The organism is Nostoc sp. LPT (genome assembly GCF_017115165.1).
GTDB lineage: Bacteria > Cyanobacteriota > Cyanobacteriia > Cyanobacteriales > Nostocaceae > Nostoc.
Genome location: NZ_JABXKF010000123.1, coordinates 24672 through 39346, shown reverse-complemented (window position 1 = coordinate 39346; position 14675 = coordinate 24672). Strand labels below are relative to the sequence as shown.

General features: G+C 38.3%; 16 protein-coding genes. 9 read left to right on the top strand and 7 right to left on the bottom strand.

The window, feature by feature from the left end:
- Positions 1-156 precede the first annotated feature (156 nt).
- Positions 157-1629, bottom strand: a complete 1473-nt coding sequence (locus HWQ58_RS22735; RefSeq protein ID WP_292867444.1) for a TldD/PmbA family protein — start codon at positions 1627-1629, stop codon at positions 157-159.
- A gap of 302 nt (positions 1630-1931) precedes the next feature.
- Here HWQ58_RS22735 and HWQ58_RS22730 point away from each other — a divergent pair, with 302 nt between their 5' ends.
- Positions 1932-2168 (top strand): hypothetical protein, encoded by a 237-nt coding sequence (locus HWQ58_RS22730; RefSeq protein ID WP_292867441.1) that lies wholly within the window; start codon positions 1932-1934, stop codon positions 2166-2168.
- Between the two features lie 267 nt (positions 2169-2435).
- On the opposite strand, the gene HWQ58_RS22725 is transcribed toward HWQ58_RS22730, so the two are convergent.
- The 4 genes from HWQ58_RS22725 to HWQ58_RS22710 all read right to left on the bottom strand — a co-directional run bounded on the left by HWQ58_RS22725 (position 2436) and on the right by HWQ58_RS22710 (position 5464).
- Positions 2436-3260, bottom strand: a complete 825-nt coding sequence (locus HWQ58_RS22725) for a glycosyltransferase family 2 protein (RefSeq protein WP_292867438.1) — start codon at positions 3258-3260, stop codon at positions 2436-2438.
- A gap of 45 nt (positions 3261-3305) precedes the next feature.
- Entirely contained in the window at positions 3306-4610 is a 1305-nt protein-coding gene (locus HWQ58_RS22720) for an NAD(P)/FAD-dependent oxidoreductase (RefSeq protein WP_292867436.1), read from the bottom strand.
- 91 nt (positions 4611-4701) lie between these two features.
- Positions 4702-5058 carry an EamA family transporter gene (locus HWQ58_RS22715; RefSeq protein WP_292784161.1) on the bottom strand — a complete coding sequence of 119 codons (357 nt, stop codon included), beginning with the start codon at positions 5056-5058 and terminating at the stop codon, positions 4702-4704.
- Positions 5059-5080: 22 nt separating this feature from the next.
- Positions 5081-5464: an EamA family transporter gene (locus tag HWQ58_RS22710; RefSeq protein ID WP_292867613.1), complete on the bottom strand. Its 384-nt coding sequence runs from the start codon at positions 5462-5464 to the stop codon at positions 5081-5083.
- A 156-nt stretch (positions 5465-5620) separates the two neighbouring features.
- Between HWQ58_RS22710 and HWQ58_RS22705 the strand changes: the two genes are divergently transcribed.
- Positions 5621-5959: a hypothetical protein gene (locus tag HWQ58_RS22705; RefSeq protein WP_292867434.1), complete on the top strand. Its 339-nt coding sequence runs from the start codon at positions 5621-5623 to the stop codon at positions 5957-5959.
- A gap of 1335 nt (positions 5960-7294) precedes the next feature.
- On the opposite strand, the gene HWQ58_RS22700 is transcribed toward HWQ58_RS22705, so the two are convergent.
- Positions 7295-7513 carry a hypothetical protein gene (locus HWQ58_RS22700; RefSeq protein ID WP_104907227.1) on the bottom strand — a complete coding sequence of 73 codons (219 nt, stop codon included), beginning with the start codon at positions 7511-7513 and terminating at the stop codon, positions 7295-7297.
- A 536-nt stretch (positions 7514-8049) separates the two neighbouring features.
- Here HWQ58_RS22700 and HWQ58_RS22695 point away from each other — a divergent pair.
- From HWQ58_RS22695 to HWQ58_RS22680, 4 genes are all read left to right on the top strand, one after another.
- Complete coding sequence (locus HWQ58_RS22695) at positions 8050-10209, top strand: Tex family protein (protein WP_292867430.1); 2160 nt, start codon at positions 8050-8052, stop codon at positions 10207-10209.
- A 13-nt stretch (positions 10210-10222) separates the two neighbouring features.
- Positions 10223-10564 carry a 2Fe-2S iron-sulfur cluster-binding protein gene (locus HWQ58_RS22690; RefSeq protein WP_292867428.1) on the top strand — a complete coding sequence of 114 codons (342 nt, stop codon included), beginning with the start codon at positions 10223-10225 and terminating at the stop codon, positions 10562-10564.
- 344 nt (positions 10565-10908) lie between these two features.
- On the top strand, positions 10909-11310 hold the full coding sequence (locus tag HWQ58_RS22685; RefSeq protein WP_292867426.1) for a phage holin family protein: 402 nt from the start codon (positions 10909-10911) through the stop codon (positions 11308-11310).
- A 125-nt stretch (positions 11311-11435) separates the two neighbouring features.
- Positions 11436-11624, top strand: a complete 189-nt coding sequence (locus HWQ58_RS22680; RefSeq protein ID WP_292867424.1) for a YqaE/Pmp3 family membrane protein — start codon at positions 11436-11438, stop codon at positions 11622-11624.
- 294 nt (positions 11625-11918) lie between these two features.
- On the opposite strand, the gene HWQ58_RS22675 is transcribed toward HWQ58_RS22680, so the two are convergent.
- Complete coding sequence (locus tag HWQ58_RS22675) at positions 11919-12719, bottom strand: histidine kinase (protein ID WP_292867422.1); 801 nt, start codon at positions 12717-12719, stop codon at positions 11919-11921.
- Positions 12720-12910: 191 nt separating this feature from the next.
- Here HWQ58_RS22675 and HWQ58_RS22670 point away from each other — a divergent pair, with 191 nt between their 5' ends.
- The 3 genes from HWQ58_RS22670 (at position 12911) to HWQ58_RS22660 (ending at position 14657) form a co-directional block, all read left to right on the top strand.
- Complete coding sequence (locus HWQ58_RS22670; RefSeq protein ID WP_292867420.1) at positions 12911-13135, top strand: hypothetical protein; 225 nt, start codon at positions 12911-12913, stop codon at positions 13133-13135.
- A 55-nt stretch (positions 13136-13190) separates the two neighbouring features.
- A complete protein-coding gene (gene petJ / locus HWQ58_RS22665; RefSeq protein WP_292867418.1) occupies positions 13191-13526 on the top strand; it encodes a cytochrome c6 PetJ in 336 nt (111 codons plus the stop codon).
- A gap of 111 nt (positions 13527-13637) precedes the next feature.
- A complete protein-coding gene (locus HWQ58_RS22660) occupies positions 13638-14657 on the top strand; it encodes an aldo/keto reductase (RefSeq protein ID WP_292867416.1) in 1020 nt (339 codons plus the stop codon).
- Positions 14658-14675: the final 18 nt, after the last annotated feature.

The window sequence follows — 14675 nt, the reverse complement described above, 5'->3', positions numbered from 1 at the left end:
GATTGGAAACGATTCCATTTTTGATATTAAAGTTTGGATTTTGGATGTTATGACTTATATTTTTAGACGAATAACTCGTAATGTCAGCTGCTTTGTTCTAGCCTGAAACTCCTGCTCATTCACAATCCAAAATCCAAAATCTAAAATCTAAAATTCTTATCGTCCCCCTACAGTAATAGAATCAACCTTGATGTGGGGTTGTCCGACTGTGGTGTAAATACTGCCACTGACTGAGCCACAAAAACCTGGTGCAATTTCCAAATCTTGAGAACACATGGAAATTTTATTCATAATTTCCTTGGCTTCACCGATTAAAATTGCTCCTTTTAGTGGTTTGGTGATTTTGCCATTTTCAATTAAATAAGCTTCATCAACACTAAAGTTAAATTGACCTGTAGCACCAACGCTACCACCACCCATCTTTTTACAGTAAATACCTTTATCAACAGAGGCAAATAATTCATCATTGCTATATTCGCCAGAATCAATATAAGTATTACGCATCCGGCTAGCAGCGGCATAGGTATAATTTTGGCGGCGTCCACTTCCAGTTCTGGGGTGTCCGGTGCGTGCAGAACCTGTTCTATCTGCTAAGAAGTTTTTCAGAACGCCTTTTTCAATTAAGAGGGTTCTTTGAGCAGGCATACCTTCGTCATCCATGTCAATTGTTCCGAAGGCATTTTCAGAGCGCCCTTCATCCCAGGCTGTCAAACTTTCATGGGCAATTTTTTCGCCTTTTTTGTCAGCAAAGGGAGTGGTATTGCGTTCAATTTGAGTGGTTTCTAGCAGGTGTCCGCAAGCTTCGTGAAAGATTACGCCGCCAAAGTGATTGGCCATAATGATAGGATAAGTACCCGATTCCACGTAATCTGCGTAGAGCATTTTTCCAGCCGATTCTGCTATTTTCTCGGCAGCTTGTTGAGAATCCCAAGTTCTCAAGAAGTTGGCATCGCTAGTATTACCCGCGCGATCGCCAATTGAGGTACGATTAGCACCATCAGCACACAATAGGTTAAATCCTACTGATTGCGTAAGGCGAATATCACGGGCAAAAGTCCCGTCACTAGCGGCGATTAAAACTTCTTGCCAATCCCGGAAATAGGTAGCACGGCGCGATTGGACGTGGCTAGCTTTTTGCTTCAGGTGGGCAGTACCATCAAGAAGGATTTCTCCCATTTCTCGGATGGAGCTACACACAGGTAGCCATGCATCTTTACCTCTTTTGGTGGCGTAATCTCTGAGTAATTCCAGGTTGATTTCTGGGATGAAAGCTTTAGCAGTGGGTAGTTGTAATCCCAAGATAGAAAGACCTTTTTCTAAGGCTGCTTTCAAACCGGAAAACGAAAGGTTATTAGTGCTAACGTAGCAGTCAGCTTTGCCACGAAATACCCTGACTCCCGCGCCTGTAGACAGACTGGGTGAAATACTTGTGATAGCGTCATCTTCTGCAAGAGAACTAATATAGTTGCGACGCTCTAAAAATAATTCGATGAAGTCAGCGCCAGCGGCGCGTCCTAGTCCCAGAAGGGTAGCCAGGGGGGCTTCCCAGGTTTCATCGAAACGCTCTGGTGTGGAGGAATATTGGAGAGTGGGAAGTTGATTCGAGAGAAGTAGCGTACTTGTAAGCATGGGTAGCCTCGTCTGCTGGCGTAGTTCAGAGATTTGACTGAAAAATCCTAGTGTGTTCAGTCTAACAAATGAGTGAAAGCCACAGTTGGCAGTTATGCAGTAGGGGTTTCCTCACTGCACTTGGACTTTAGCTTCTACGCCTAGATAAAAGTCAGAAGAAGAAGAAATATCTTAGAAGTAATGCACTTGAGGGAGCGATCGCTTAAACAATTTAATACACCAAATGCAGATAATTCGCGTAACTTTGGTTTCAATATACTGGCTATGACCCTATCAATGATTGGGTTTGGTCAAAAAGAAGCATGAATGCACTCGCCACTCAACAGATGCTAAACGATATTCTGCAAGTCAGACACAGTTTTGCTCATGGTTTTCCAATTCCCGCATTTTCTTGGACACAAACACCAACTGGAAAAGTTCGGCTTACCGCTAAAGCTATTAAGGATGTTGATGCCTTGTTACAATATCTTGTCGCTGTTACTGACCTTGGTATGAAGCAAAATATTCAAATTATCTATAGCATAGTTGCGCCCTGGTAATCAATGAAGAGAATGCTTAGAGAATCAGTTGCAATACTGGATGTAATATTTTTCATACATAATTATAAGACAGTCTTAGACTGTCTTATAATTTCTGAAACTATAGAAAGGAAGATCCACCCAGATATATTAGTAAAAGCAACCAACAATTTCATTAAACAAACTTATTTTTGATTTCTGCCTTGCTCATCTCTATAATCCCACCATTGATAAATTAGTATTTTCCCATCCAGTTAATTCTTAGTGAAAACCTATTTATTCTCAGGTTTATTTACGATTTGCCATTTTCAGTGGAATTCTGACTGTCTCTTGCTCTTTGAAAGCCTGACCTAAATTGGAAGTTGGCTCTGTTGATGCTAGATTCTTAAACAAGAGCTTTAGTGTTCGAGTAATAGTTTTAAGAATTTTCATTTTGCTAGCAGTCGGTTTTTGATCGTATCTTAAAACCATTGGAATTTCTACGATTTTTGGTTTGAGTAATTTGGCTTTCAGCAGTAAATCTATCATGCAAGCAAATCCACTTTCAGTGAATAGATTGTCCCCATAATACATATCCAGTTTACTGAGGAAAGTACGGTTATACAGTCTGTAACCACAAGTGTAGTCTTTTACCCCTGGTACACGGGCGGCAATTCTGAAAAGCCAGCTGGCTCCGTAACTCATCAGCTCTCTAAATTTTGATAAGCCTATGACTTTAGAACCTTTTCGATATCTAGATGCGATCGCAATATCATAGCTACCAGCTATCATAGTGTCATACATTTTTATTAATAGTTCTGGTGGCTGAGTATTGTCGCAATCCATCGCCGCTAAAAAATCACCTTCTTTGGAAATTTCTAAGAAAGTCGTAAAACCTGTTTTAATTGCTTGACCTAAACCAGCATTTTTGGGATGTTGGACTAATTTCAGTAATATACCCAGTGATTGGGATTCTTGTAAAGCAGTCTGAGCAGTTTTATCACTACTGCCATCATCGACAAGAATCAGTTCTATCTCTATATTAAAGATTTGCTGCAATCTTTGAAACTTTTTGAACAAGGGTCGAATTGATTCTTGCTCGTTATATGCGGGTAAAAGAACAAAAAGACTCATAAAGACCTCGTGTGATTTTTAAAATAAAATGTGATTACTCAAATTTCAAGAATTAAGTAATGCTGATTTTTTGAGAAATTCATCGACTTGTCGAACTACTGCGTTGTTATTGACGCTATCATTGACCAACTGTGAGGTATTGACGACGAAAAAATCATCGTTTTCAGTACTCACTTTTGGAACAAGGCTTGAATAATTTAAAATTTGTAGTGGCTGTACTTTAATCGCTCGATTAATATGTGCTGCCACAATGTCATCTGCTTTGAGTTCGGGGAACATTAAACGTATACCTTGGAAAAATATTGGGCGTAATTTGTCATCTGGTTGTTTTAACAACGGGTCAGTGGAAAGTATATATTTTGGTAAGAATGTAATGTGATACCCTGCTGTCTCTTGTAAAGAAACTAAATTACTCATACCAATAACTCCGGTAAAAGGAATATTTTTATCGGCGATATTTACTACGTAATAAGGAACTAAAGGTTTACGAGTAATCAGTACCATGCAGATTACACCCAGGTATTCTACTGTTTCACCAGTGTCTGAAACTTTCACTAGCCCCTTGGCAGCAACCTGTTGCAAGATATTAACTGGACCAGTAAAGATGACTTTATCAAAATGCTCTTTTTTACCCTGATATTCTACCCACATTCCACCCTCTGGATGAGGTGCGATATATTCAACTGCAACACCTTTGTGGATATGACCTCCAGCCGCACAAATTAATTTTTCTATATGGTCAAAAACAGTTTTATAACCGCCAGAGACATAACCAAGTTGTTCTTTATTTAATGAAGAATCGCGCGCTGAAAATAGTCGTTTGATATAAGCCCAGATAAAAACTGCTGATATTCGCTTATAGTTTTCTCCTAATTTGGATAAAAGCAAAGGTTTCCAAAGCTTTTCGTATGTGTTTTTACCACCGAGTTTCAATAGCCAATCTTCAACTAAAATCTTCTCTAAACGCCGCCAGTTATTAAGGCGGGAACCATATAGGAGAGTAAAAGCTAATCTGATTTTACCGATAAGCCCAAATAAAGGAAAACGTAGGAATTCTATACTGTTACTAATAGAATAAAACTTTTTATTGTCATAAAAGCCTGTTAAACTTCGATGCCAACGCAGTTTATCTCCCAGACCAATATCTCTGATAAAATTTATTAAGTGAGTATCAGAAGGTAAGATAACGTGATAAAAGCGATCCCAGGTAAATAATCCGTAATCATGATAAGTAGTAAGTCCACCAAGCTGCTTGTTACTATCAAAGACAGTGACTTTATGTCCTTGATGTGAAAGACGTTGAGCTAATACTAGCCCAGTTATACCTGCGCCAACGATACCTATATTCATAAATTAAATTTAGATTTTGTGAAAATGTTTTAGAGGATGATGTTCAGAAGCTGTTAATACTAAATAATCTGATTATTTGCCTATTAAGCTATTAATGTACAACCAAAATTACGCCAGTTATAATAACGGAAATTCCTAACCACTGGCTAAACATAACTTCTTCTTTTAAAAGATAGTGAGATGCAATTGGTACAAATGCATACATTAATCCTAAAACTGGAAAGGCTTGACTTAAAGGAATTGTCCGCAATACATAAAGCCACAATATAGTCATAAATGTATAGCAGATAAACCAAATCAAAAAATAACGAGATAATAAGAGATTTTTGAGAGATCCGCTTTCTCCTTTATTAGAGTTAGAAATGTAAAGTCCATACTTGAGTGAAAGTTGAGCTGTTGTTCCAAACAAAACGACAAGCATTAAATTTAGCCAAGTAAAAATACTCATTTTTAATTTTTTAAGTAATTAATTATCTAAATTTGAACTTTTTTAGGGGATTAACTACTAAAAGAACACCCAAGAATATAGTGATTACTCCTACTATTCGAGTTAATGTAATCACCTCATTAAAAAAGTAGTATGAACCGAAAAGTATCCCGACATAATTTAAACTAGTCAGGGGATAAGCAATACTTAATTTTACAGATCGCAGAGCCAATATCCAATTTACTATTCCTAAACAGTAGACAGTAATAGCTAATGATAATTTCTGAAAAAACTCCCAAGTAAGTACTCCCTCATTTGTATTAACCATGGCATTTTTCATCAGTAATTGTCCACAAATACTAAGTAAAATACTTACAAATAAAATAATATAAGGGATTATTTTAAAGTTTGAACTTTTTTGCGACATAGATTTCATCGTACTTTGCCTTAATCAAGATAGTAGGTATGAACTTGGCAGTAAAAAACCAGTTGTTTTGAAGGTTTCATATCTCGGCAAAACCTTCTCTACAATTTGACTTCCACTTCAGTAAATAGATAACAAAATTAGGAAGACTATGTTGAAGTGACTGATATCAAAACGATCGTTGAAGCTCATGCCCTAGAGTTAAAAACTAAATACTATGTCATATTCCAGGATGATTGCTCTATCATGGAAGCGTTCGATATGATTCGGAGTAAAGCACGCTTAATTGTTTTACTGGATTATACTCCCAAGCAAACCAGTTTCTTGCTTGGCAATTGGGACAATCAATTTAGAGTTTGCCCAACTGTGAATTACAGATATTTTCTGTGCTACCCAGGTTTGCTCCAAGACGATTTTGAGCGCGATCGCGATAATCTAGTAGTAGATGCAGACATAGGAAGGTTGAGAACTTTGTCACAAATTCTCTCACATATATAAAGTTTGCAGTGTGCGTAGATGTAGCCCGTCGTAAACATCGCTGATGCTGAACTCTGATTCCACCCACATATTCAACAGATGCACCTAAATCAAAATGGATTGCTATAATTTTTGATTAACCCATTCATTAACTTTCATCAGTTGTATCCTGTTGTAGAAATCTTTTGAAGATAGTATCGATCTTCTCAAACTATAAAACCTAGCTGGATTGATAAATATTCTCTATTTGCTTCAGGAAAGTTGATTAATGTATTGACATATCATCAAATTTCTCCCGGCTTACAGACGTATCTGTAATCTCGGCTGGAAATTAAGCCGATTTATAAAAGTAATGGTTTTTACTCAAATTGAGTATGTATACATGCTCTTTTTGGGCATGGGAACACAATAAGTAATACAAGTCTGACTGGGTGCGTAAATTATAGAGAGATAAATCAATCTACAGTAATACACTTTACAGGTTTATGGGTAATTTTACTGAATGTCTAAATAGAGCCTTTTTAACAAAACAACTAATGCAAACTAGCGTTGGCTAATCAACTTTAAGTTGAAGTTGCTTGCATTGAATTTGAGATATTTCTACACCATTTAGTATTAGGGTTGCTTGATTTTTCATGATAATTTTAAATAAGCTGTTTTTTCCAAATTTATTGTTACATGTAATTACTTACTAGAATACCACGAGAAAGGCATGTTGCAAATTTATCGTCATACTTTATCAAAAATTTATCTACTTGCAAATACACTTAAACAAAAACTTCATAAAACAAAAATCCTCCTCTATTATGAATTTTTGCCTTGGAAATTTGTACTATTTATAAAGTAATTTCTGGGTATTAAACTTGTATAAGTAAAGAGTTAGTATTAGAGTCAATAATACAAAGCTAAGAGTTTACCTAAGGAAAATTGAAACTTGAACAACAGTACTTGTGCTGATAATATCACACAAGGTTATACTAAATTACAGCCTGAATTTTTAGATGACAATCGAGAGTTTGAATTGTTTTTTATCTATTTCCAAAAGTCTTCATCTAAATTCACATATCTCAGACAGAGTTAGTAGTCCGCCAATTTTCCTTGGCTGGATAGAGGTTTTTCTATTGTTTGGACTCATTATCCTCACAAAATTCTGTTGGTAATAATGATTCACAATCTAAACTGAATCTGCCAAGGTGCTAATACTATGCTTAAAATCAAGTTAATAGCTGCAAAGTATGCACTTTAATTAGTACTCTTTTTGAACAAGCAGACAGTAGTTCAAACAGGACATAGTGGTATCAAGAAAAACAACGCTAAGTTCCCTTGGCTGGATAGAGGTTTCTCTAGGTTGTTTTCCTATTGTTTGGACTCATTATCCTGTAAAAGTCTGTTGGTAATGACGAAGACAATGATTAATAATCCAAACTGAATCTGCCAAGGTGCTAATACTAAACTTAAGATCAAGCTAATCGCTGCGAATACACCTGCAAGATATGCTATCTCATCAGTACTCTTTTTAAAGAAATAACCAGTAGCTAAAGCAGTACATAGTGGTATCAAGAAAAACAAAGGCATTTTATTAACCTCTGAACTAAAGGTTGCAGTGTTTTTAAAACAAATTTTTTGGAAGTGTGGTTAATCTTACATCCAATGAGGTTTTGGCTACAACAGTCGAGCGAAATAAATATTATAGAAAATCAAGATTACACAACGTCGTATATTACACTAATTGGAATAATTATTGCGACACATGAAGCGCCTAAAAGCTTGACAACTCTTTTTTCTGTGGTCGATGGTGTACGCGCCAAGCTTTAAAAGTACGTATGAGGCGGTATGCGAAGTTGCGTAGTATTTAGGAACAGACAATTCCTGTGGGTGATGCTACTTTTGCCGTTCTCCCGACTCAGCCAAGGTGCTAATACTAGACAAATTCTCATTCATCTACGCAAATTGAAAGGGTTATAAAACTTACTTAGGTGCGTTTTGTCTATTTCGCCAATTGCACTCTTATGATCAATCATCTGGTAAATTAGCTTAAAACTTTGGCCTTGCGCCAGGATAAGGATCTAGCATATTACCTTTAGAAGTAGCATTTTCATTTTAGACACCTAATGCTGAACATTCCTCAACTACTGGCAACTGAAATAAACCTCAAATCCCATCAGGTGCAAAACGCACTGGAACTTTTGGCGGAGGGTGCAACAATTCCGTTTATTGCACGTTACCGCAAAGAGCGCACCGATGAAATGAATGAGGTGCAACTACGCGAACTGGCCGATCGATATACTTATTTAACAGAACTGGAAGAACGGAAATCGGTGATTTTAAGTGCGATCGCCCAACAAGGTAAACTTACAGATGAACTCAAAGCCAAAATCTCATCCTGCTTACAAAAAACGGAACTTGAGGATTTATACTTACCCTATCGACCAAAGCGCCGCACCCGCGCCACTATCGCCAGAGAAAAAGGACTCGAACCACTGGCAGAGTTCATCAATTCGCTAAATGTCAAAAATGCTGCAACGGCTTCACTAGAGGAAGAAGCGGCTAAGTATATTTCGGAAACGAAGGGAGTAAAAACAGCAGAAGAAGCGCTCAAAGGTGCTGCTGACATTTTAGCGGAAGAAGTGGCTGAAAAAGCTGAGTTACGCGCATATATCCGTGACTATCTTTTAGAAGAAGGGGTATTTGTCTCCCGCATCAAAGATGATTATCCTGAAGGTACAACCAAATTTGAGATGTACCGTAACTATCAAATTAGGGTAAAAAATATTGCACCCCACAATATGTTGGCGTTGTGTCGGGGTGAAACTGAGAAAGTATTAAGCTTTGAAATTGCTTTCGATGAGGATACGCTACTTTACTATCTTGAGTCGAAAGAAATTAAAACCAAAGTTCGGACAATTCGGGATTTTTATCAGGCGATGCTGAAGGATGCATTCAACCGCTTGATGAAAATCTCTCTCATGGGAGAGGTAATTTCTGAGAAAAAAGTTTATGCAGACATAGAATCAATCAAAACATTTGAAACTAATCTGCGGGAGTTGCTGCTGTCTGCACCAGCAGGAATGAAACCAACCCTGGCGATAGACCCTGGATTTAGAACTGGATGTAAAGTTGCAGTCCTCGACCAAACTGGACAATTTTTGGAATATCAGGCGGTATTTCCTCACCAAGCGGCTGAACAACGACTCAAAGCTGCACAAACTGTCAAAAATCTGATTGAAAAGTACAAAATTGAGTTAATTGCCATTGGTAACGGTACAGCGTCCCGCGAGACAGAGGAATTTGTCACGCAAATATTGCAAAATATAGAACGCAAACCAGTTAAGGTGATGGTGAATGAGTCTGGCGCATCTATATATTCTGCAAGCATTGTGGCGCTGGAAGAGTTTCCCGATTTAGATATTACCGTGCGCGGCGCAATTAGTATCGGCCGCCGTTTGCAAGACCCCTTAGCGGAACTAGTGAAAATCGATCCCAAATCCATTGGTGTGGGACAATATCAGCACGATGTCGATCAGAAGTTGTTGAAAAAGAAATTGGATGACACTGTAGAAAGCTGCGTCAACTACGTCGGCGTAGACTTAAACACCGCATCCAAAGAACTTCTCACTTCCGTCTCTGGGATTACGGCAACAGTAGCCAATAATATTGTCGCCCATCGCAACCAGCATGGAGCCTTTAAAAATCGCCGACAACTTTTGAAAGTTCCGAAACTGGGGCCAAAGGCTTTTGAACAAGCAGCGGGTTTTCTGCGGATTCGCGGCGGTGACAACCCTTTGGATAATACAGCAGTGCATCCAGAGAGTTATTCTGTAGTAGAAGCGATCGCATCCGATCTAAATGTGCCATTAAATCAGGTAACACAAATTGCTGAAAAACTCAAAAAGACCAACCTGAAGAAATACGTTACTGATAGCGTCGGCGAACCCACACTGCGCGACATCCTCAGCGAACTCGAAAAACCAGGTAGAGATCCTCGTGCTGAGTTTAAGTATGCCACCTTCAGAGAAGGAATTAAGGAAATCAGGGACTTAAATGTGGGAATGGAACTAGAGGGAATTGTGACGAATGTCGCCAACTTCGGCGCATTTGTCGATATCGGCGTACATCAAGATGGCTTAGTGCATATATCCCAACTTGCTGATAGATTTATAGACGATCCCAACAAAGTAGTCAAAGTTGGACAAGTAGTCAAAGTGCAGGTGGTAGAAATCAACGAGAAACTCAAGCGGATTAGTTTGTCGATGAAAGCAGTTAAACAATAATTAGAAACAGCAGATGGCAGTTTATCAAGTTCGATTTATCAATTCTACACTTAGATTAGATCGCACCATTCCAGTACCAGACGAGCAATATATTTTGGATATGGCGGAAGAAGCTGGTATCCGCCTACCATCTGGATGTAAGCAAGGCGAATGTTCTGCGTGTATTGCGAAACTTATTAGTGGTGAAGTCGATCAAAGCGAGCAAAAATTTCTGCGTCCAAATGAAATACAGGCTGGTTATATTGTTACTTGTGTAACTTACCCTTTGTCTGATTGCACTTTAGAAACCCATCAAGAACAAGTCTTATATAAATCAGCCCTTTATTATAAGCCTGAGTCGGGAAAATCTGAGTGATTTTTGCCTTTTAACATTAAATTAATCTTAAATTTATAGGGTGCGTTAAGTTTGTTTAACGCACCCTTCAAAACATTGCAATATGTTAGACATCTTCAGGAATTAATATGCGTTATCCAGAACCCTTGTAGAGACGTAGCAGTGCTATGTCTCTACTCCTATGTCTAATGTATAGGCATACAGCTATGCGCCCGTAAAATGTATTTAGAACCGCTATAGTTTTATCTAATGATAGACCTAATGGTAGAAAGAAATTCTATCTTGCAAGGGAGGTGAAACCGTAGCAGATAGTTAAAGATGATAGAAGAAGTGGAAAAAAAATCTCTAGTTATTAGGTAAAAACAATGTTGACTCCATTTTTAACCGCGCTAGCTACAGCTTTGAGCCTGTTGATTGTTGATATCGTTGTTCCAGGCGTTAATATTGCTAATTTCCCCGCAGCTTTGATTGCTGCTTTAGTAATTGGTCTAATTAACGGTTCAGTTAAACCAGTTTTGTCTGCTCTTTCCCTACCACTTAACTTTCTCTCATTTGGAGCATTTTCGCTTGTTGTCAACGGTTTGTGTTTCTGGTTAGCAGCAGTCCTAGTTCCTGGGTTCGCAGTTCGCGGAATTATTGGTTTCCTGCTTGGGCCAGTAATTTTAACTTTTGCTAACACTTTTATTAATAACTACTTTGTTGAAAGAAACCTTTTAACCAGCAGTGGTGATGTAAAGAATCAAGCTGAATTACCTTCTTCTAGATAAGTTAGAACCAGTGGAAACGCCAGTTACATCACGTTTCTCACCTACATAAAATCTCCGAAAGTGGATTTCCTAATTCGGCATCCTCAAATGAATGTAATTAAACAAAATCACAAAGTTGTAAAATCATGAAACTAGTTCGTTTTCTTCTAGGTTTGTTAGTTCCTCCTTTAGGCATTTTCTTGACAGTTGGAGTTGGGCCCACTCTGTTTATTAACATTTTGCTCACAGTTTTAGGTTGGCTTCCTGGTAGTATTCATGCAATTTGGGTTATCGCCAAGCATGACGAGCAAGTTAATCGAGAAGGACGTATTTAATAATACGCAATAATATTGTTACAAATGGGTAATTGTTGCACGACAATTATCCATTTACTATTTTTTCTAATACAGTGCAATAGTAAAGCCCTCATCCTCCAATCCCTTCTGCCAAAATTGGGAGAAGTGGAGCTAATTTCAAAGTTTTCAAAGTCCCTCTCCCCAGATGGGGAGAGAGATTTAGGGTGAGGGCTTTTGATTCATACAAAAAGTCTAATGAAAACTACTGTTTCAACAAAATAGGGTGAGAATTTCCCACCCTACTTTTGTAAGTCAATTAAACGTTAAAACAGTCTATTTATGAATAGTCTCCCGTTCTTTATCAGCAGGTTGCTTATCTTTGAACAAGTCAGCAGCCGTTAAGAGTAACTGCCTCAACGTTTGTTTGATTTGGCGCTCTTTTCTTGCTAAAGATGTGCCAGCTTCACCTAATTGCTCTTCTAGTTGCGATCGCTTCTGTTCTACCTGTACAGCTACAGACTCTGCTTGAGGACGAGCTTTATCATACCAGTGTTTAGCCTCGTCTAGATAATCTTGAACTTCCATATTCCGCCCGCCATAGCGTGCAGCTATGTTAGCTCGGACAATGGCTAGCTGCGCTTGCAGTTGCGCGTAACGTTTCTTTAACAATCCTGCTTCTTCACTATCTTTAAGGGCATTGATAGCAGAATCAATGGCAGTTTTGGTACTCGCAGGTTTTTCCTTACCTGTCTCTTCAATCTCTGCCAAAATTACATCAACCTCTTGCTGGAGTTGTTCTTCTTCACCATCAAGTTGAGCTTGTAGCCTTTTTATATCTGTTTGAGTTTGAGCAATACTTTCGTGTCTTTTGCTATTAATTCCTTCCAGCGCTCCTTCAATGGAAGCTGTCACTTCATCTTTAAGTTCGCTACCTTTTTCTTGGAAGTTTTCAATTACAGCAGAAACTGCATCTTTCACAATGCTACGAACTTCGCTAGAACCTTGTTTAAACTCAGAAGCTACTTGAGAAACTGCGGATTTTACTATTTCTCGAATCCGCTCAGTTCTTAATTGTCCAGTTTCTTTCGCTTGTTGCAAGTCAGCTTGAATTTGTTGCTTGATATTGTTAGGCATTTTCAACTCGTAGAATTTAACTAATTGGGATAAAATTTTCTAGAAATGTTCCTACATCCACATTATGGCGTAGACCGATATGGCTAGGTACTTCCTTTAGATAGAAAATTCCAGTTCCCAAGAGGTGATGTGTAAGATGTTGCCCATTTGTGAGATGATGAATATTTAGTGGTAGTAATTGGAAGTGAAATATGTGGCAAGTAAATATTACTTGTTCGGGTGATGCCTGGAAGATTTATGGTACTGAATTTAAAGCGATCGCAGAGAAATATCAAGGTGAATTGATTGGTTCCAAAAAAATGCCAGATGGTACGCGCATTATGTCTTATAAAATTGAGGATGTTAGCGATGCCGAAGCTTTTCAAGAAGATTGTGCAATTTTCGCCGGATTTACAACTGACTTTGAATCCCTCTAGTATTGCTTCTAACATTTATGCCTGCAACTAGTATGTCCAAATCTGGAGAAGTTAATTGAAAAAAATACTTACATTAGTATTAGTAATATTTTTGTTATTAATCAGTACTTTTACTTTGCCTGCTAGTGCAGCAGACACAGTTAACGGCGAACAAATATTTAGTGTTCATTGTGCTGGTTGTCATATCAACGGTAGCAACATCATCAGGCGAGGTAAAAATCTCAAAAAGCAAGCGCTGAAAAAGTATGGCATGGATTCAATAGAGGCAGTTACATCTATAGTTACCAATGGTAAAAATAATATGCCAGCCTACAAAGACCGCCTCAGCGAACAGCAAATTCAAGACGTTGCTGCTTACGTTCTTGAACAAGCTGAAAAAGGCTGGCGTTAAAAAGTTAGGAGTTGGGAGTTAGAAGTTAGGAATTATGAATTATCAGTTATGATTTATCTATTAGTAATTCTTAAGTCTTCCCATTCCTAACTTTTCACTCATAAATTGAAAATGAACTTACCCGCAGCTAGTCGTCTCCAATTTACTCCCGATTTGAACATCTGCCGCATATTAAATGGGATGTGGCAAGTCTCTGGCGGACATGGACAGATCAATCCCCAAGCCGCTATTGAGACTATGTTCAAATATGTAGATGCAGGCTTTACCACTTGGGATTTAGCAGATCATTATGGCCCCGCAGAAGATTTTATTGGTGAGTTTCGCTGTCAACTAATTGATACTCGTGGAAAAGATGCTTTATCTCAGGTGCAAGCCTTTACAAAATGGGTGCCTCATCCAGGCAAAATGACGAAAAAAATAGTTGAGGAAAATATTGATATTTCCTTGAGAAGGATGAATGTGCAATCGTTAGATTTGATGCAATTCCACTGGTGGGAATATCAGGATAAAAATTACCTCGATGCTCTCAAATATATGGCAGAACTTCAGACTGAGGGTAAAATTAAGCATCTAGGTTTAACTAATTTTGACACGGAAAACTTAAAGATTATTACTGAAGCAGGTATCAAAATTGTTTCTAACCAAGTGCAATTTTCCCTTATTGACCGCCGCCCTGAAGTTAATATGGTGGAGTTTTGTCAACAGCATGACATAAAGCTTTTTACTTACGGTACACTGTGCGGCGGTTTGTTATCAGAAAACTATGTGGGTAAACCAGAACCGCGAGGTTTTGATCTATCTACTGCTAGTTTAAAGAAATATAAAAATATGATCGATGCTTGGGGTGGTTGGCAATTATTTCAAGAGTTGCTGGCTATCTTAAAAGAAATTGCTAATAAGCATGAGGTAAGTATCTCTAACGTGGCAGTGCGTTACATTTTAGATCGGCCAACAGTGGGCGGTGTGATAGTTGGTGCCAGACTTGGGGTATCTGAACATATAGAAGATAACGCCAAAGTATTTAGTTTTAGTTTAGATGCTGACGATCGCGATCGCATCAATGCAGTATCTCGCCAATCACGCGATTTGTACCAGCTAATCGGCGATTGCGGCGATGAATATCGGCGATAATTTCGGGAAAAAGGTGAT

Coding starts and splice junctions, on each gene's coding strand:
- HWQ58_RS22660 (WP_292867416.1), top strand. CDS start 13,638: ATGAACTTACCCGCAGCTAGTCGTCTCCAATTTACTCCCGATTTGAAC.
- HWQ58_RS22725 (WP_292867438.1), bottom strand. CDS start 3,260: ATGAGTCTTTTTGTTCTTTTACCCGCATATAACGAGCAAGAATCAATT.
- HWQ58_RS22715 (WP_292784161.1), bottom strand. CDS start 5,058: ATGAGTATTTTTACTTGGCTAAATTTAATGCTTGTCGTTTTGTTTGGA.
- HWQ58_RS22710 (WP_292867613.1), bottom strand. CDS start 5,464: ATGTCGCAAAAAAGTTCAAACTTTAAAATAATCCCTTATATTATTTTA.
- HWQ58_RS22730 (WP_292867441.1), top strand. CDS start 1,932: ATGAATGCACTCGCCACTCAACAGATGCTAAACGATATTCTGCAAGTC.
- HWQ58_RS22695 (WP_292867430.1), top strand. CDS start 8,050: ATGCTGAACATTCCTCAACTACTGGCAACTGAAATAAACCTCAAATCC.
- HWQ58_RS22685 (WP_292867426.1), top strand. CDS start 10,909: ATGTTGACTCCATTTTTAACCGCGCTAGCTACAGCTTTGAGCCTGTTG.
- HWQ58_RS22670 (WP_292867420.1), top strand. CDS start 12,911: ATGTGGCAAGTAAATATTACTTGTTCGGGTGATGCCTGGAAGATTTAT.
- HWQ58_RS22680 (WP_292867424.1), top strand. CDS start 11,436: ATGAAACTAGTTCGTTTTCTTCTAGGTTTGTTAGTTCCTCCTTTAGGC.
- HWQ58_RS22675 (WP_292867422.1), bottom strand. CDS start 12,719: ATGCCTAACAATATCAAGCAACAAATTCAAGCTGACTTGCAACAAGCG.
- HWQ58_RS22735 (WP_292867444.1), bottom strand. CDS start 1,629: ATGCTTACAAGTACGCTACTTCTCTCGAATCAACTTCCCACTCTCCAA.
- HWQ58_RS22700 (WP_104907227.1), bottom strand. CDS start 7,513: ATGCCTTTGTTTTTCTTGATACCACTATGTACTGCTTTAGCTACTGGT.
- HWQ58_RS22690 (WP_292867428.1), top strand. CDS start 10,223: ATGGCAGTTTATCAAGTTCGATTTATCAATTCTACACTTAGATTAGAT.
- HWQ58_RS22720 (WP_292867436.1), bottom strand. CDS start 4,610: ATGAATATAGGTATCGTTGGCGCAGGTATAACTGGGCTAGTATTAGCT.